Consider the following 16,709-nt stretch of genomic DNA (forward strand, 5'->3'; position numbering starts at 1 on the left):
TTGTGGGGACCGTCGGTTGCCCGTCGCATCAGGCGCGGACGGGCGGAACCACTTCTTTGACGAGATAGGGGGCCAGCAGCCCGGTCTCGGGGTTCAGCAGGCGCTCCTTGTAATAGGCCAGGTATTCGGACGTGTCGTGGTCGTTGGGGTGGAATCCCGGGCGCAGGTAGTCGAACACGTGACCGAGGGTGCTGCCGTAGATGCCGTCCTTGCGGCCCATGATCAGCCCGACGCTGCGCCGTGCATCCTTCCAGAAGCGACGGCTGAACAGGTTGCGTGGCCGGCGCAGCACCGGAATGCCGACGCCGCCCAGGGCCACCAGGAACCAGATGGTGAACAGGGCCATGGCAAAGCCGCTGACCCGCAGGGCGTAGTTGCCGTTCAGGGTCTCGTAGACGTCGAAGGCGATGTCCTTGTGCTCGGACTCTTCCAGCATGTGCCACATCCACAAGGCGCGCTGCTTCTCGTCGTCGGACTCGAAGAAGTAGTCCTCGTGCTTCATGAAGAATTCCGCGAGAACGGCGGTGAAGTGCTCGATGCCGGCCATCAACGAGAGCTTCAGCGGCTGCGGGAAGCGGCGGAAGCCGTAGTCGAAGACGTTCTGCGCCAGGAACCGGTAGAATGACACCGGGTAACGATGCAGCTTGAGAATGTCGTTCCATTCCTCGTGCACTTTCGAGTGCAGGGCTTCCTGGCCAATCAGCGCGATCACCCGCTGCCTGAGTACCGGGTCCTTCAGGAAGTCCCGGTGGTAACGGGCGGTCTCGATGACCAGGTCTTCGCCGTACGTCAGGAAGATCGACAGCGCCGAGAAATAACCGCTGGCCAATTCGGCGTTGAGGTAGAAGCTGATGTCCACGCCCTGACCGTCGAACCCGAAGTTCATGTGGCGAATGGGGATCGTGGGCTGCTCGGCGGCGTTCCCGGCCTGGGCGCTATTCGGCATTTTGAGTGCTGCGGCTGTCATCGGAATAACCTGTCTTTGATGCAATGAGAATGGGGTGGCCGCCTTGCCCCAAAAGGCTCATTAGGCAGCTAACCCCTTGCTAACAGGTTAGTTTTGTCATTTGTTCGGATTCAATTCGGACCACCGGACGGGAAAGGGCGGGGGTTGGCGTCCGTCCGGGGTGGTTAGTTGAGCGCTTGTTCGGATTCTGTGAGCCCGGCGCCGACGGGATGCTTTCGCTCACCGGGTTCATGGGTTAGTTTTGCAATACATGGTTCTCGGATACCGGTCATGCTGAAAGCTCTGGAAACTGGTCTGCAGGCATGGCTCTTGCCGGGCCTGACCGCGTTGGCGGCGGTGGCAGCCACCTATGTGGCCTACCGCCTGTCACTCGCCCTGATTCGCCACTTTACCGATTCCCGAACCGTTCCCCGCCTGTTCCTCGATGCCGCCGCCCGGGCGCTGGGTGTCGTGTCCTGCCTGCTGGTGCTCAACGGGATGCTCAACGCCGTTCCCGACGATCTTCCGTTGCTGCCCGGCTTCCAGCAAATGGCGACGCTGCTGTTGATCCTGGCACTGACCTGGGCCGCGGTGCGTCTGACGTCGGCCATTGGGGAGGTGATCGTCCACCTGAATCCGGTGCTGGAAGGGCAGTGGAAACGGGCCCGGAAAGTGGAGACGCAAACCCGATTCCTGGTGCGTTGCCTGAACGTGTTGATCGTTATTATAGGGCTGGGCGCGGCGCTGATGACGTTCGAGTCCGTTCGTCAGCTCGGCGCCAGCCTGCTGGCTTCGGCGGGCGTGGGTGGCATCATCCTGGGCTTTGCCGCACGGCCGGTGCTCAGCAACCTGCTGGCGGGGATGCAGATCGCATTGACCCAGCCCTTCCGGATCGATGACGTGCTTTACGTTCAGGGCGAGTGGTGCTGGGTGGAGGAGGTGACTGCCACCTACGTCGTGCTGCGGGTCTGGGATCTGCGGCGCCTGATCGTGCCGTTGCAGTGGTTTATCGAAAACCCATTCCAGAACTGGTCGCGCAACACGGCCGATATGCTGGGGACCGTTTTTATCTGGGTGGATTACACCATGCCGGTCGAGCCGTTGAGGGAGGAGTTCGGTCGTTTGCTGCGTACAACCCGGCAGTGGGATGGCAATGTGGAGCTGGTCCAGGTGACCGATTCGAGCGACCAGGCCATGCAGATCCGCTTTCTGATGAGTGCGCCGGATTCCAGCCAGAGCTGGGAGTTGCGCTGCATCATTCGTGAGGGACTGGTGACGTATATCCAGCAGCACTATCCCGAGCAACTGCCTCGGGTCCGGGCGAGGCTTGTGGCGTCTGAGAGCGGGACGGAGTCCGGTGATGGATCGGTTATCAATGACCGTTTTGAGGCGGATGGCCGGTAAATAAGTACTCACGTCAACTTTAATTGACATTATTTCGACAAGCGTCTTTAACGGGGCTAGATTTTGGGGGATGTGTCTTTAGCTAGGGAGGCTGAGACCATGACACGTTCCATTCCATCCATATCTGCTGTTTCTTTTTTGGCAGTCCCTCTTCTGTTCCTCTCCGGTGTGGCGTACGCGGGCAGTGATAGCGGTGTTTACGTGGGAGCTTCCTTGGGCTCGGCCCAGCTCAATTACGATGAAGACGACCCGGATTACGGCAAGATCGACTTTGACGACGATGACGCCGGCTACAAGATCTTTGCCGGTTACAACTTCGGGCTGGTGCCCTTGGTCGATCTGGCAGTGGAAGGGGCCTACGTCGATTTCGGAAACTTCAGCGGGGATATCGGCGGTGTCGGTGGCAACGACATCGACGTGACCGGTTGGACCGGTGCCGGTCTGGCGGGGTTCAAACTGGGCCCGGTCGGGCTGTTTGGCAAGGTTGGTGTGATCAACTGGGACAGCGACGCGGACATCATCGGCGACGATGACGGAACCGACCCGCTCTACGGCGTGGGCGCCCGTATTACGCTGTTTTCTTTCCAGGTGCGTGCAGAATACGAACGCTACGATCAGGATAACTTCGATATCGATTACTTCTCGGTAGGCGCCGCCTACACATTCTGATCTCGCAAGTGTGATGCCGGGCGGCGCTTCGGTCGCCGGTGGTCCCGGTTTCTCTCCCTTCCTTCCTATCTCCCGAAGGTCGCCAGAAACGCGTCAACCGCCTGTTGCTCAGGAATGGCCGTGGCGGCTCCGGGTTGGGTGACACACAGGGCGGCCGCGGCGCTGCCTCGACGTAAGGCGACGTCCGGCGTTTGGCCGGCGGCCAGGGCGGCGAGGCAGTAACCGATAAACGTGTCGCCGGCCGCGGTGGTATCGACGGCATCGACAGGGAAGGCCGGCGCCTGCTGCCGTCCGTCCGGGCCAATGTAGACGACACCGGCCCGGCCCAGTGTCAGCAGGATCTGCAGGTGTGGATACTCGGCCTGCAGCCGGGTTTCGGCGGCTTCGACGGTGGTGCTGCCCGTCAGGTCCATCGCTTCGACTTCATTGACGATGAGCAGGTCTATCTTTTCCAGCAGCGGTTTGACCGCTTCGCGGACCATCGGAGCCGGGTTAAAGGCGACGCGCATCCCGCGACTTGCCGCCAGGTCTATGGCCTCCGCCAGGCCGTTGGTTTCATTCTGTAGCAACAGCCAGTCGTCATCCTTGCCGTCGGCCAGCGCGTTTTCGATATGAAACCGCGTCAGACTCCGATTGGCTCCGGGGTAGATCAGGATCGCGTTTTCCCCGTCGCCTGTCACCTGGATGATGGCATGGCCGCTGACCTGGTTCAGGCGGGCCACGGCGTTTGTGTCGACGCCGGCTTCGGCCAACGGATCAATAACCCACGGATCGGCCTCGCCAATGGCGCCAATGTGTTTCACGGCGGCGCCGGCCCGGGCCAGGGCGATGGACTGGTTGGCTCCCTTGCCACCGAGCAGGACCTGATAATCGGCTGACGATAAAGTCTCTCCCGGCCTGACGAAATGCTTAACCCGGTAGACATGGTCCAGATTGATCGAGCCCAGGTTGTAGATGGTCATGACAGCGTGTCCTTATGGCTGGCCGGAAAGCCCGATGGTGGGGTGTTTGCCGCGCAGAGGCAATGGCCGGTTTTGATGTCGTCCGGATGCCCTGATGAGGTGGAATCACTCGCGCACGGCCGGCCGTCATGGTATATCGGCAGCGCACATTTCTTTTTTTTACGGAACCGACCCATGCCAAGAGCCAGTGAGATCAAGAAGAATTCCGCCGTTGAATACCAGGGCAACGTCTATTTCGTGAAGGACATCGAGCGCTCCGTCCCCCAGGGGCGGGCCGGAGGCAGCCTCTACCGGATGCGCATGTACGATGTGGTCACCGGCAACAAGATTGACGAGACCTTCAAGGACTCGGACATGCTGAACCTGGCCGACCTGGTCCGTCGTCCGGCGACTTTTTCCTACGCCGACGGCGAGGAGTACGTCTTCATGGATTCGGAGGACTTCACACAGTACAGCCTGAATCGCGAAGCCATCGCCGACGAACTGCTGTTCATCAGCGAAGAGACGCAGGGCCTGATGGTGATCCTGGTCAGCGACGCGCCGGTGTCACTGGCATTGCCGCCGACCGTGGAACTGGTCATTGAGGAAACCGATCCGTCCGTCAAGGGCGGCTCCGCGACGGCCCGGACCAAGCCCGCCCGCCTGACCACCGGCCTGGTGGTGCAGGTGCCCGAGCATATCTCCACCGGTGATCGGATCAAGATCAACGTGGAAGAGCGCAAGTTCCTCAGCCGGGCCTGACGCCGCTGGTCCTGTTTTCAGGCCCCGGTTCTGGCCGGGGCCACTCCCTCCTGTTTGCTCGCTCGCCTCTTTGAACGTCTGATTTTTCGACAAAATCTGTCCTGGCAATACCCAAAACCTGTCGTCAAATGCTCTAGGTCATCTGCTGACCCGGGGTGTCATCTTTCTGTCATATAGCCGTCACCATACTGTCACACGATCTGACCAAGCTGGTTCCGACTCACAGCACGAGTACTGCGAAAAACGCGTCCTTTAAAACCGATTCAAGGAGAAAACAATGCTCAAGCTGATTTCACGGGGCCTGATGGTTGCAACGGCAACATTTGCCCTGAGCACGGCCGCTGCGGCGGACGTCAACGAAATTTCAGGCGCTGGTGCCACCTTCCCGTACCCGGTGTATGGCAAGTGGGCCAGTGCCTACCAGAAGGAAACCGGCGTCAAGTTCAACTACCAGGCCATCGGCTCAGGTGGCGGCATCAAGCAGATCTCTGCCAAGACCGTGGACTTCGGCGCGTCCGACGCACCGCTGACTCCGGAAAAACTGGACGAAATTGGCCTGATGCAGTTCCCGATGGTCATGGGCGGTGTGGTACCGGTTGTCCACATCGACGGCATCGACGCCGGCGACCTGAAGCTGTCCGGCGAAGCACTGGCCGACATCTTCATGGGCAAGGTCAAGAAGTGGAACGATTCCGAGATCGCTGAACTGAACCCGGACCTGGATCTGCCGAACAAGGCGATCACCGTGGTTCACCGCTCTGACGGTTCCGGTACCACCTGGATCTTCACCAACTACCTGAGCAAGGTGTCCAGCGACTGGAAAAACGAGATCGGCAACGAGAAAGCCGTCAAGTGGCCGGCCGGTGTTGGCGGCAAGGGTAACCAGGGTGTGGCGTCCTACGTTGACCGCATCAACGGTTCCATCGGCTACGTCGAGTACGCCTACGCCCTGCAGAACAAGATGGCTTACGCCCAGCTGGAAAACCACGACGGCCACTACGTGTCGCCGACCGCTGAAAACTTCCAGGCGGCTGCTGCCGGCGCCGACTGGGCCCACGCAGATGGCTTCTACATGGTCCTGACCGACCAGCCGGGTGCCAACAGCTGGCCGATCACCGGTGCCACATTCATCCTGGTCTACAAGCAGGCGTCCAAGCCGGAAGTGACCCAGGCGGTCCTGAAGTTCTTCGACTGGAGCTACGCCAACGGCGACGACATGGCCAACAAGCTGGACTACGTGCCGATGCCGGACAGCGTTGTGAAGCTGGTCGAGAAGACCTGGGCCAAGGAGATCAAAGGCTCCAATGGCAAAGATGTGTGGACTGTGAGCATGTCCAACTGATCGGGTGAATTGACCCGCGACAGGACCGGGTGGGCGTGGAAGCGCCGCCCGGTCTCGTCACCACGAACGCAACAGGTCACCGCGAGGGGCCTGTGCGTTTTTTTGCAATCAGCGACACCTTGAAAGACGGTCGCTTACTCACCGGCCCAACGGTCGGATCAATGGAGGACACGGTGTGAGCACAGAACTGACAACAGACGGTTCGGTCCCGACAACGGACACCCGGTCCGGCAGCTCCGGGCATCTGGCCGACAAGGCCTTCCGCGGTCTGACCCAGTTCTTCGCCCTCCTGGTGGCGCTCTCTGTTCTCGGCGTGTTCGTCACGCTGCTGGTTGGGGCCTGGCCGGCCCTGGAAAAATACGGCTTCTTCAATTTCCTGACCACCAACGACTGGAACCCGGTGACCGACGTCTATGGCGCGGTGGCTCCGATCTACGGCACGTTGGTGACGTCCTTGCTGGCGCTCCTGATTGGTGTGCCGGTCAGTTTTGGCATCGCGCTGTTCATTACCGAGCTGGCGCCGGTCTGGCTCAAACGCCCCATTGGCGTGGCGATCGAGCTGCTGGCGGCGGTGCCCAGTATCATTTACGGCATGTGGGGCCTGTTCGTGTTCGCCCCGTGGTTCTCTGAAAACGTCCAGCCCTGGATGACCGACAACCTGGGTGGATGGCCACTGATCGGCTCATTGTTCCAGGGCCCACCGATGGGTATCGGCATGTTCACCGCCGGGTTGATCCTGGCCATCATGATTATCCCGTTCATGGCTGCGGTCATGCGCGACGTGTTTGAAACCGTGCCACCGGTCTACAAGGAATCCGCCTACGGTCTGGGCGGGACCACCTGGGAAGTGGTCTGGAAGGTGGTGCTGCCGTACACCAAGATCGGTGTTGTCGGCGGCGTCATGCTGGGACTGGGCCGGGCATTGGGCGAAACCATGGCGGTCACGTTTGTTATCGGCAACTCCCACAACGTCTCCGGCTCCCTGTTCATGCCTGGCAACACGATTTCCTCCACACTGGCCAATGAATTTACCGAGGCGGCCGGCGAGATCTACACGTCCTCGCTGATCTCGCTTGGTCTGGTGCTGTTCCTGTTGACTTTCATCGTGCTTGCCATCGCGAAGGTCATGCTGATCCGTCTCAAAGCCAAAGAAGGGAAGGCGAGCTAACCTCATGAACGCGTCACTGTACCTCCGCCGCCGTCTGACCAACTATTTCAATCTGACCGTGTCGGTCCTGACCACACTGTTCGGCCTGTTCTGGCTGGGCTGGCTTTTGTGGACCCTGTTCAGCAATGGCCTGCAGTGGATCAGCCTGGACCTGTTTACCCAGTCGACCCCACCGCCCGGCGAGGCCGGCGGTCTGGCTAACGCGATCGTGGGCAGTGTGCTGCTGACGGTGGTGGGCGTCCTGATCGGCGCGCCGGCCGGCGTGCTGGCCGGTACCTACCTGTGTGAATTCGGGCGGGGATCGCGTTTCGCCAGTGTCGTGCGCTTCGTGAATGACATCCTGCTGAGCGCGCCTTCGATCATCATTGGTGTCTTCGTCTACGGATTGATTGTCATCAACGTGGGGCATTTTTCAGGCTGGGCTGGCGGCGTCGCGCTGGCCCTGATCGTGCTGCCCGTCGTCGTCCGGACCACCGAAGACATGCTGCAGCTGGTGCCGGACCACATGCGCGAAGCGGCGGCGGCCCTGGGGGCTCCCCAATGGAAAGTGGTCAGTGCGATTGTGTACCGGGCGGCCGCTCGCGGCATTGCCACCGGCATTCTGCTGGGGATCGCCCGGATCAGTGGGGAGACGGCGCCGCTGCTGTTTACCGCACTGAACAACCAGTTCTGGACAACGGATATGTCCCAGCCCATGTCCAACCTGCCGGTGGTGATCTTCCAGTTCGCCATGAGTCCCTACGACGACTGGCAGCACCTGGCCTGGGCCGGCTCGCTTCTGATTACGGTCACCATCCTGCTTCTCAATATCATCGCCCGCATCTGGCTGCGGGAAAGCAAGTAAAGGTACGCACCTATGGCACTTTATCCCGGAATGTCCGCAACCCAGGCCGGCCCGCTGAATAACGGATCGTCCAGCCAATACCAGATGTCGGCGCCGGAAAAGGTGGCTGCATCGGCCTCCGAACCGGTGAGCGTCGATACGACAATGGAACCGTCCAAGATCGTGGTCAACGGGCTGAACTTCCACTACGGCAAATACCACGCGCTTCAGGATATCAATATCAAGATTCCTGAAAAAAAGGTGACGGCTTTCATCGGGCCGTCCGGGTGCGGTAAATCCACGCTGTTGCGCACCATGAACCGGATCTACGAGCTCTACCCGGATCAGCGTGCTTCCGGCGAAATCCTGCTGGATGGTCGCAATGTGCTGGATCGCAAGCAGGACCTGAACCTGCTGCGCGCCAAGGTGGGCATGGTCTTCCAGAAGCCGACCCCGTTTCCGATGTCGGTTTTCGAGAACGTGGCTTTCGGCGTCAAACTCTATGAACGCCTGTCCCGGGTGGACATGGAAGAGCGGGTGGAATGGGCCCTGCGCAAGGCCGCGCTGTGGGATGAAGTGAAGGACAAACTGCATCAGGGCGGCACGCGCTTGTCCGGTGGTCAGCAGCAGCGGCTGTGCATCGCTCGCGGGATTGCGGTGAAGCCCGAGGTGTTGCTGCTGGATGAACCCGCTTCGGCACTGGATCCGATCTCCACCCTCAAGATCGAGGAACTGATCAACGAGCTCAAGAACGATTACACCATCGTGATCGTCACCCACAACATGCAGCAGGCGTCACGGGTCTCGGACTACACGGCCTTCATGTACCTGGGTGAGCTGGTCGAGTTCGATGACACCACAACGATCTTCACCACACCGGCCAACAAGCAGACCGAAGACTACATCACCGGCCGTTACGGCTGATCGACCGACCGGTGGTTGAAGCAGGGCGGAGATTGGGGAGCACATCATGGGCGCCTCTGCTATGATCTCCGCCTTTCAAACCTGCAGGTCCTTGTCATGTCACAACTCCCTCCCTGTCCCCAATGCCAGTCTGAATACACCTACGAGGACGGCGTTCAACTCGTGTGCCCCGAGTGCGGGCATGAGTGGACCGAAGCCGAACAGGCCGCCGCCGATGCCGGTCCCGAGATTCGCGATGCCAACGGCAACACGCTGCAGGATGGCGACACGGTGACCGTCATCAAGGACCTCAAGGTGAAAGGTTCCAGCCTGGTGGTGAAAGTCGGCACCAAGGTCAAGAATATCCGCCTGGTCGACGGCGATCACGATATCGACTGCAAGATCGATGGCGTGGGTGCGATGAAGCTGAAGTCGGAATTCGTCAAGAAGGCCTGATCAGATTCGGGGCCGGAAGGCCGGCCCTTTGACGGCTGACGCGCTGGTTTACAGCCGGCTCAGGAAAGCCTCCAGCGCCTGATTTACCGGCTGTGAATGCGACAGGTTGGCGGCATGGCCCGCTCCGGCGACGGTGACCAGCTCTGCATCGGGCAGCTTGTCGGCCATGAGGCGCGCCCTCTCCATGGGAATGGCGATGTCGGCTTCGCCATGAATGATGAGCGCGGGGCAGTGGATCTCCGGCAGGCGGTCCGTCACGTCGTCCCGCGTTGCCAGGGTCTGGAAGTTGTTGGCGATGTTGGCCGGGGTGAATTCACGCCACTTGGCTTTCCATGATTCGGTGTTTTCGAAGTCCTGCCCGAGAATGATCTGCGCGATGGTATCGCCCACCTGCTGCGTCAGCCCGTGTTCCATGAAGGTGCCAATGAGCTGCTGATAGGCCGGTATCTTTTCTTCCAGCTCCGTGCCCGCCTGACTGTCCATCAATACGAGCGCCCGGACTTTCTCCGGGTGGGTCAGCGCACAGCGCAATGACAGAAAGCCGCCCTGTGACATGCCCGCCAGGATGGCCTGTTCAATGCCCAAATGGTCGAGCAGCGCCGACAGGTCATCGGCGGAATCGTAGTAAGTGAAGGGCGCCGGCTGATCCACCGCCGTCTGACCGTGTCCCCGTTCATCCCAGGTGATGCAGCGATAGCGGTCGCGCAGGGCATCCACCTGCGGAGCAAACATGGCGTGATCCATCATCAGGCCATGAGAGAAGACGATGACCGGACCGGTGCCGCCGGTGTCTTCGTAATAGAGCCGTTGTCCGTTCACATCCGCAATGGGCATGGATACTCCTTGTTGTCGTTGTTGAGTCGGATAGCCTCCTATCTGTAGGTCAGAAAGTACGGATCGGCAAGCGCCCGTCATGATCTCCGCTGCGTCGCCTGACCAGCCTGACCCCAGTTCGTCGATCCCGAATCTCCTCGCCCATCAGGCGGCTATCGGCTGCTTGTCATCTGATTGTCATTTTGGGTGCCCACACTGGCGGCACCAGAGCTTCTCTACCCGGACGTTCCCGGGGCATGTTGTTGTTGCCACGAGGTCTGCCATGAAAATCCGTCACCAGCTCCGCCTTGTTATGGCGGTGACCCTGGTCAGCCTGCTCGCCGTCATGGCTCTGTCGGGCCACACCCTTCTGAATCTTCGCCAGGATTACCAGCATTTCCAGGCTCTCGAATCCGTGGAGAAAGCCATTCTCCAGATTGAAGCGCAGGGCATGGCCACATCACGGGATGATCCTATCCTGGTTGATGAAACCCGGCCGCATTTCGAAAAGACGGGCGCCGTCGTAGCACCGCTGTTCAAGACCCTGGACCAGAACATTCGAACGGACGAGGCCCGCCAGGAATTGGCGCAGATCAAGGACCACTGGGACAGCTACTATGAAGGTTGGATGACTGCCCTGGACATTGCCCAGGACAGCCCCGCGGATGCTCTGTCGATCCCCGATGTGCTCTACAACCAGCACCTCAAGCCGGCCGTGGATGGTCTCAATGCGCTTGCCAAGGATGTGCGGTCCGAGGCCGGGGCGGCAAGCGCCCGGATAGAGCAGGCGATGAAGCGCATTGTCTGGATTGTCATTACCCCGCTGGTGGGGGCGGTGGTCCTCATCGCCTTGTTCCAGGGGTGGGTCGGGCGTCGCCTGCGGCGCAATATCGATCATGTCTCCGCAGCGGTTGACCGGCTTCAGCAGGGCGACCTGAGTCAGCGGCTGCCCCACCAGAATGACGAGATCGGTGAAATCTGCCAGCGCATCAACACGTTTGTCGATCAGGTGGAGCGGTTGGTGGAGGCGATCGGCACGGCGGTGACCGAAACCCGGACCTCCGTGCACGACCTGGTGGATCGGTCCGGCTCGGTCAACGCCAATGCCCAGGCCCAGGAAGAAGGTTTGAACCGGATTGGCAGCGCCATGGGCGATATCGACGATAAGGGCCACAATATGGCCGCCTTTGCCCAGCAGGCCATGGCCCAGGTCGAGGAAACGCGGAACCTGGTGGAGCAGGGCAATCAGGCAGGCGAAGACACCGTACAGGTCCTGCAGCGGGTGTCCGAACGGGTGGAAACCGCGGCCAGCCGGCTGGATGCCCTGGATGGCGAGCTGCGTCAGATCGACCAGGTGCTGGACGTGATCGGTGCCATTACCGAACAGACCAACCTGCTCGCGCTGAATGCGTCCATCGAGGCCGCCCGGGCGGGCGAACACGGGCGCGGCTTTGCGGTCGTCGCCGATGAAGTGCGTCAGCTCTCCCAGAAGACTGCCAGTTCCACCTCCAACATCCACAATCTGATCCGCACGATCGGCCATCACACCGAGGAAGTGCTGGCCGCCATGGGCGATGCCCGGGACGCCAGTCGTCAGGGGCTGGATTCCGGCGATGTGATGGATCGCATCCTTGGCAATATCGATGCGGCCATCCGGGAGACCACTGGCATGGTCGAGCGCATGGTCGCCACCACCGAAGATCAGGCGGGTGCCAGCGCGGATGTGGTGCAGAGCATGCATGCCATGGACGACCTCCGGCGGGCGACGGGCGAGGAAATCCAGGCCACAGGTACCGCCATCGGCCGGCTCGGGGATGTCGCCGATCAGTTGGTGGACGCGATGGGTGTCTACGGGCGCGTCCGCTAGAGCCTGCAGTGCGGCGTTAGATCGCCCCCGCCACTACGACGGTCAGCCGGCCTCGCGTCACGGTATTGTTCCTGCAACCTTGCCAGCGATCTATGGGGTTTCAAGTCTGTTGGTCTTTGCCCAATACGGCATCGATAAACGGGCCGCCGGTAGAGGGCAGCGCCGGATCCCCGAAAACCGGCTGCATCTTTTCGAGGTGTTGGGTGGCTGGCCCGGCGCCCTGCTGACGCAACAGGTGTTTCGGCACAAAACGCGGAAAGTGAGTTACCAGCTTGTGTTCCAGGGAGGCGGTCCGTTCAGTATAGGCATGTGGACGAGGCGTCCAGTCCGGCAGGACGCGCATGCAGGCCAGGCGTGAGGAGTGGTGTCTGTCGCATAAAAAACCGGGGCCGAAGCCCCGGTTTTTACTATCAGCGTCGTAAAGTCGGCTTATTCGCCGACCTTGCCGCCATCGGCCTTCTGGATCACCACCGTCGACGCGCGTGGACGCACGGTGCCGGAAGTGACCTTGGTGGCGTCTGGATCAGACGGCCAGTTGCCCGGGTGCTGCACGTTGATGAACAGCGCGGTCTTGTCCGGTGTGGTGAAGATACCGGTGATTTCGCAGCCGTTCGGACCCACCGCAAAGCGCTTGAGGTTGCTCTGGTCCTGCTGATCGACTACCGACGGGCTGTTGCTGTTGCCGGATACGGCCGAGGGCACCACGGCCAGAACCTGGTCGTTGGTGTAGTCCGTGATCGCGTCATAGCCGTTGTCGGTCTCGATCCACAGGATGCCGTCCTCGCCGTCACGCTGGTCGTAGTAGAGACCGTCGGGGCTGGCAAACTGGTTCAGCTCGGTCAGGCCGGACGGGTTGTCGTTGGTCGATACCGCGCCACCGAAGACGAAGATTTCCCAATCGAAGGTGGTGGACGATGGGGTGCCTTCCTGCCAGCGGATGATCTGGCCGCCCTCGTTGTCGGCACGCGGGTTGGGGCCATTGACCGGAGCAGAGGCATAGCCCACACCCAGATCGTCGATGTCGGTGCCGCTGTTGGAGTAGGTGGCTGCCGTGCCGTCTGCGGTGCGGTCGGTGTTGTTCGTCAGGGTCATGTAGACGTCGCCGGTGGCGGGATCCACCGCGCCCCATTCCGGACGGTCCATCGGCGTGGCGCCCATGATGTCGGCGGCATCACAGGTGTTGATGATGATACCAGCCAGGTCATCCGCCGCCAGGCCCAGCGCGTCGGCCAGGGTGCCGCCGTCCGGGGTTTCTGCGTCCGGGGTCAGTGGCAGCCATTCGCCCGTGCCGTCGGCATTGAACTTGGCCACGTACAGGGTGCCTTCGTCCATGTACTTGCTGCCGATGGCCATGCGGTCGTAGGTCCCGCCGACGTTGTTGGCATCCGACGCGCTCCAGACGGCATCGGAAACAAATTTGTAGATGTATTCGTTGCGGGAGTCGTGACCGGAGTAGAACACCACCGGCTCGCCTTCAATCAGTTTGCCCGGCCAGCAGCCTTCGTGGCGGAAACGGCCCAGGTGAGTGCGCTTCATCGCTTCGCCGGTGTACGGATCGATCTCGACGATGTAGCCGAAGGTGCGCGGCTCGTTGCGGTAATCGTCTGCAGCGGTGGCGCCTGAGGGCGTGGCGTCAAAGCGGCCGAACTCGTCATTGACTTCGGAGCCGTCACCGGCCGCGGTTTCCCAGCCGTAGCGACCGCCGCTGGACTCGATCCCCAGTCGATCGTCATCGTTGTAACGGCTGGCGGTCTTGACGAAGTAGCCCGGCCAGTTTTCCTCACAGGTCAGGTAGGTGCCCCACGGGGTGTAGCCGGCTGCACAGTTGTTGTTGGTGCCGCGGGTTTTGGTGCCGTCCGTGGAGTACTTGGTGATGACGTAATCGCTGCCGGCGACCGGGCCGGCCAGGCCGATTTCGGTGGCCGATGTGATGCGACGGTTGTAGGGCGAGTTCTCAACGTGGCTCCAGCTGCCGTCAGAGGCTTTCTTGACTTCAACCAGCGTGACGCCGTGCGCGTTGATTTCGGTACGCACTTCGTCGGCCGGGCGTGGGCTGGTGGTAGTTGGGCCACCTTGCGGTTCCCACAGCGCGGCCTGGTCGATGTATTCGTTGTTCAACGCCAGGATGAAATTGCTGGACGCGGTGTCTTCAGCCAGCGGGAAGTGGTACATGCCGTCGTGGTGCATGCCGACGCTGTTTTCCTGGATGGTCGGTGTAAACGCGAGAGATTCGCTCCAACCGCTGATGCTGTCGTTCAGTGCGGTGCCCCAGGGAATCAGGATCTGGGCGGTGTAACCGTCCGGGACAACGATCGCGTCGGTCTTGGAGCCAAGGATCGCGTCAAACCCGAGGGAAAACGGTTGTGTGGTCGATCCGTTGTCGTTGTCATCATCATCGTCACTGCAGCCGGCAAGGCTGAGCCCGAAACCACCGAGCATGGTGGCGGCCGCGATCTGGAGACTGCCCCGCATCACATCCCGCCGGTTGAGGCGACGTTCCATGACGGATGAAAAGGGTTCGTTCGTGCTGCGATTCAAGATTTCGTGGCTCTCGATTTCCTTGCTCATGCTTTTATTTCCCCATCAGATTTTATCCAGGCGTCGGGCGGTTATGCCCGGTGATCCGAAAGGGAGGTTATCGATGATAAATGACAGGATGGTTAAGGAATTACGACGGTGACGTTGGCGTCGGATAGTTGCGTCAGTTGCAGTCGGTGCGGCGCCGTCAAAGAATAACTTGCCGGACGGCACCGGGGATCTAAGCTCCAGAGAGTAGAGTCAGCATAGGACGCAGGACAACTATGGCCAATGAACGATCCCGCCGCGACCACCGGATTGTCCATGAAGAGCTCCCGAGGGATTACGAAAACAAGCTGATCAGCAAGCTTCATGTCGTCATACGTGGATCGATCGCCATTCTGGCCATCCTGATGACGCTGGTGATTGTATGGGGCGTACTGGACGTCGGGTACATCCTGATCATGAAACTCCTGTCGCCACCCTTCCTGCTGTTGTCGGTGGGCGACATCTTCCAGCTGTTTGGCACCTTCATGATCGTGCTGATCGCCGTGGAGATTTTCATCAATATCCGGCTGTATCTCGGTACCAACGTCATTCCGATCCAGCTGGTGGTCGCCACCGCGTTGATGGCGATCGCCCGGAAGGTCATCGTGCTGGACATAGAAAAAGTGGCTTACACCGATGTTCTGGCGATCGCGGCTGTGGTGCTCGCCCTGGGCATCACGCATTGGTTGATCGTGCGCGATCACTGACCCGTGACGCGATAGACCGGGTTATTAAAGGGCCAGCGGAGCCGGGAACGCTCGCCGAACGATTGCCTTCATTGCCACCGGTGCCGTCCTCGGCGATCTCCGAATCCTGGCTGGTGCGCGCCGGGTGTCGAAGCCCAGTATGGTCGGGTCTGACGCCCCGGTGTTTGGGTCAGAAGGGAGCGTCTTTAACGGCTTTCATCTGACCGGTGACGTTCCCGAACAGATTCCAGTCGTTCGGATCGAGTGTCATCACCGATGCGCCCCGGGACAGATCGATGCTGGCGAGGTCCACCCAGATGACCCCCGGCAGGGTGGACAGCTGGAGAAAATAGCGTCGGCGCTTCTGATCGGCGATCGTGCGGTATTCCGTGCTGTAGCTGTCGTAGGTCGAATCACGGCCCTTGTAGGGGGCGCCAATGGGCACCGAGACGTTGTACAGCAACGACATCATGGTGGCGACGGCCGCTCGGTCGGAGGCGGGTTCTTTCAGCACATTCAGGAAATAGCTGGCGCGCTGAAAGCGATCAATCGGGTTGACGTTGCCCGGCAGCGTCATATCCCGGCTGGGGTTGGAATAGTCCTGCTGGCCAAGCATTTTCAGTTGCTCGGGAAAGGCCGGGTCATTGGTCATCACCCGGTACTTGCGGTCGTGGTAGATGTGTAGGGTGCCGTTTTCGTACTCCATGATGGCGGAGTCGCCGGTCTCATCCTCCACCGCCAGGTGGAGGTTCGCCTTGTGCCCCCGGGCTTCCACCATGACCAACTGGATGTCATCCATCCTGTCGATGGCTTCGCCAACGGTCGCGGCGTTATCCAGCAGATACTGCCCCCAGAGCCCGGCTTGCAGACCCTGTTTTGATGTATCCCGAGGTCCGAAGTCGGTGGCATTGAAATAGAGCAGGTGTACTGCCAGGCCCCGTTCGTTCATGCCGTCAATCGCCCCGATACCGTAGGTGGCAGTCACGACACTGCCGTATTTCGAGGTCCAGCGGGCCGGATTGTCCTGGACGATGCGGTGACCGGCAAGGATCCCACCGTCCCGCTCGATACCCCGGGGAAACGCCATGAGCACCGGCTCCGTCGTTTCCGGCCAGTCCATGGTACGGCCGGTGAACACGCCCAGGTCCGTGGACCAGAGGATGCGGGTGCAGGCCTGGGTGGCGTGGCTGGTCATCAGCGTCAGTATGGCGGCCAGTAAGGCGGTATTCAGGCGCGCGATTGAGGGTTTCCCGAACATGCTGATCTCCTTGCTCGTGTCGTTTTGCGCTCATCCGTGATGGCTATGTGGACCCCTAAAGCATAGCCGTGCCTGAATAGGCGTGCTGCGTCTATTCACGATTGAT

The 16,709-nt window shown here is 60.7% G+C and carries 15 protein-coding genes and 1 pseudogene; 11 read left to right on the forward strand and 5 right to left on the reverse strand.

From position 1 onward, the window contains the following. Positions 1–28: 28 nt before the first annotated feature. The gene (locus J3364_RS14905; RefSeq protein ID WP_349559106.1) at positions 29–967 is read right to left on the reverse strand and encodes a metal-dependent hydrolase; all 939 of its coding nucleotides are present in this window, start codon (positions 965–967) and stop codon (positions 29–31) included. 270 nt (positions 968–1,237) lie between these two features. Between J3364_RS14905 and J3364_RS14910 the strand changes: the two genes are divergently transcribed. Beyond that, positions 1,238–2,350 (forward strand): mechanosensitive ion channel family protein, encoded by a 1,113-nt coding sequence (locus tag J3364_RS14910; RefSeq protein ID WP_349559107.1) that lies wholly within the window; start codon positions 1,238–1,240, stop codon positions 2,348–2,350. A gap of 99 nt (positions 2,351–2,449) precedes the next feature. Next, complete coding sequence (locus J3364_RS14915) at positions 2,450–3,019, forward strand: porin family protein (RefSeq protein ID WP_502882518.1); 570 nt, start codon at positions 2,450–2,452, stop codon at positions 3,017–3,019. 65 nt (positions 3,020–3,084) lie between these two features. Here J3364_RS14915 and J3364_RS14920 read toward each other — a convergent pair whose 3' ends face one another. Then, positions 3,085–3,981, reverse strand: a complete 897-nt coding sequence (locus J3364_RS14920) for a ribokinase (protein WP_349559109.1) — start codon at positions 3,979–3,981, stop codon at positions 3,085–3,087. A 174-nt stretch (positions 3,982–4,155) separates the two neighbouring features. On the opposite strand from J3364_RS14920, the gene efpL reads away from it, so the two are divergent. The 6 genes from efpL to J3364_RS14950 all read left to right on the forward strand — a co-directional run bounded on the left by efpL (position 4,156) and on the right by J3364_RS14950 (position 9,414). After that, positions 4,156–4,722: an elongation factor P-like protein EfpL gene (efpL, locus tag J3364_RS14925; RefSeq protein WP_123635681.1), complete on the forward strand. Its 567-nt coding sequence runs from the start codon at positions 4,156–4,158 to the stop codon at positions 4,720–4,722. A gap of 277 nt (positions 4,723–4,999) precedes the next feature. Further along, positions 5,000–6,064, forward strand: coding sequence for a phosphate ABC transporter substrate-binding protein PstS (pstS, locus tag J3364_RS14930; protein WP_349559110.1), 1,065 nt, complete (start codon positions 5,000–5,002; stop codon positions 6,062–6,064). A 175-nt stretch (positions 6,065–6,239) separates the two neighbouring features. After that, a complete protein-coding gene (pstC, locus tag J3364_RS14935) occupies positions 6,240–7,232 on the forward strand; it encodes a phosphate ABC transporter permease subunit PstC (RefSeq protein ID WP_407944046.1) in 993 nt (330 codons plus the stop codon). 4 nt (positions 7,233–7,236) lie between these two features. Continuing rightward, a complete protein-coding gene (pstA, locus tag J3364_RS14940) occupies positions 7,237–8,076 on the forward strand; it encodes a phosphate ABC transporter permease PstA (protein WP_123635678.1) in 840 nt (279 codons plus the stop codon). Positions 8,077–8,220: 144 nt separating this feature from the next. Then, positions 8,221–8,979: a phosphate ABC transporter ATP-binding protein PstB gene (gene pstB / locus J3364_RS14945; RefSeq protein ID WP_123635718.1), complete on the forward strand. Its 759-nt coding sequence runs from the start codon at positions 8,221–8,223 to the stop codon at positions 8,977–8,979. Positions 8,980–9,075: 96 nt separating this feature from the next. Beyond that, on the forward strand, positions 9,076–9,414 hold the full coding sequence (locus J3364_RS14950) for a zinc ribbon domain-containing protein YjdM (protein WP_123635677.1): 339 nt from the start codon (positions 9,076–9,078) through the stop codon (positions 9,412–9,414). Positions 9,415–9,462: 48 nt separating this feature from the next. On the opposite strand, the gene J3364_RS14955 is transcribed toward J3364_RS14950, so the two are convergent. Further along, positions 9,463–10,248: an alpha/beta fold hydrolase gene (locus J3364_RS14955; RefSeq protein ID WP_349559111.1), complete on the reverse strand. Its 786-nt coding sequence runs from the start codon at positions 10,246–10,248 to the stop codon at positions 9,463–9,465. Between the two features lie 262 nt (positions 10,249–10,510). On the opposite strand from J3364_RS14955, the gene J3364_RS14960 reads away from it, so the two are divergent. Next, a complete protein-coding gene (locus J3364_RS14960) occupies positions 10,511–12,094 on the forward strand; it encodes a methyl-accepting chemotaxis protein (protein ID WP_349559112.1) in 1,584 nt (527 codons plus the stop codon). Positions 12,095–12,185: 91 nt separating this feature from the next. Next, a pseudogene (locus J3364_RS14965) lies at positions 12,186–12,380 on the forward strand (DUF1294 domain-containing protein); the annotation flags it as partial. Positions 12,381–12,523: 143 nt separating this feature from the next. Here J3364_RS14965 and J3364_RS14970 read toward each other — a convergent pair. Next, the gene (locus J3364_RS14970; protein WP_349559113.1) at positions 12,524–14,662 is read right to left on the reverse strand and encodes a PhoX family protein; all 2,139 of its coding nucleotides are present in this window, start codon (positions 14,660–14,662) and stop codon (positions 12,524–12,526) included. 233 nt (positions 14,663–14,895) lie between these two features. Between J3364_RS14970 and J3364_RS14975 the strand changes: the two genes are divergently transcribed. Continuing rightward, positions 14,896–15,366 carry a phosphate-starvation-inducible PsiE family protein gene (locus J3364_RS14975; protein ID WP_190294928.1) on the forward strand — a complete coding sequence of 157 codons (471 nt, stop codon included), beginning with the start codon at positions 14,896–14,898 and terminating at the stop codon, positions 15,364–15,366. Between the two features lie 169 nt (positions 15,367–15,535). Here J3364_RS14975 and J3364_RS14980 read toward each other — a convergent pair whose 3' ends face one another. Further along, the gene (locus tag J3364_RS14980; RefSeq protein ID WP_349559114.1) at positions 15,536–16,603 is read right to left on the reverse strand and encodes a linear amide C-N hydrolase; all 1,068 of its coding nucleotides are present in this window, start codon (positions 16,601–16,603) and stop codon (positions 15,536–15,538) included. Positions 16,604–16,709: the final 106 nt, after the last annotated feature.

The sequence above is a fragment of the Marinobacter sp. NFXS9 genome (genome assembly GCF_040148665.1).
In the GTDB taxonomy this organism is placed as follows: Bacteria; Pseudomonadota; Gammaproteobacteria; order Pseudomonadales; family Oleiphilaceae; genus Marinobacter_A; species Marinobacter_A mangrovi.

Coding starts and splice junctions, on each gene's coding strand:
- J3364_RS14905 (WP_349559106.1), bottom strand. CDS start 967: ATGACAGCCGCAGCACTCAAAATGCCGAATAGCGCCCAGGCCGGGAAC.
- J3364_RS14910 (WP_349559107.1), top strand. CDS start 1,238: ATGCTGAAAGCTCTGGAAACTGGTCTGCAGGCATGGCTCTTGCCGGGC.
- J3364_RS14915 (WP_502882518.1), top strand. CDS start 2,450: ATGACACGTTCCATTCCATCCATATCTGCTGTTTCTTTTTTGGCAGTC.
- J3364_RS14920 (WP_349559109.1), bottom strand. CDS start 3,981: ATGACCATCTACAACCTGGGCTCGATCAATCTGGACCATGTCTACCGG.
- efpL (WP_123635681.1), top strand. CDS start 4,156: ATGCCAAGAGCCAGTGAGATCAAGAAGAATTCCGCCGTTGAATACCAG.
- pstS (WP_349559110.1), top strand. CDS start 5,000: ATGCTCAAGCTGATTTCACGGGGCCTGATGGTTGCAACGGCAACATTT.
- pstA (WP_123635678.1), top strand. CDS start 7,237: ATGAACGCGTCACTGTACCTCCGCCGCCGTCTGACCAACTATTTCAAT.
- pstB (WP_123635718.1), top strand. CDS start 8,221: ATGGAACCGTCCAAGATCGTGGTCAACGGGCTGAACTTCCACTACGGC.
- J3364_RS14950 (WP_123635677.1), top strand. CDS start 9,076: ATGTCACAACTCCCTCCCTGTCCCCAATGCCAGTCTGAATACACCTAC.
- J3364_RS14955 (WP_349559111.1), bottom strand. CDS start 10,248: ATGCCCATTGCGGATGTGAACGGACAACGGCTCTATTACGAAGACACC.
- J3364_RS14960 (WP_349559112.1), top strand. CDS start 10,511: ATGAAAATCCGTCACCAGCTCCGCCTTGTTATGGCGGTGACCCTGGTC.
- J3364_RS14970 (WP_349559113.1), bottom strand. CDS start 14,662: ATGAGCAAGGAAATCGAGAGCCACGAAATCTTGAATCGCAGCACGAAC.
- J3364_RS14975 (WP_190294928.1), top strand. CDS start 14,896: ATGGCCAATGAACGATCCCGCCGCGACCACCGGATTGTCCATGAAGAG.
- J3364_RS14980 (WP_349559114.1), bottom strand. CDS start 16,603: ATGTTCGGGAAACCCTCAATCGCGCGCCTGAATACCGCCTTACTGGCC.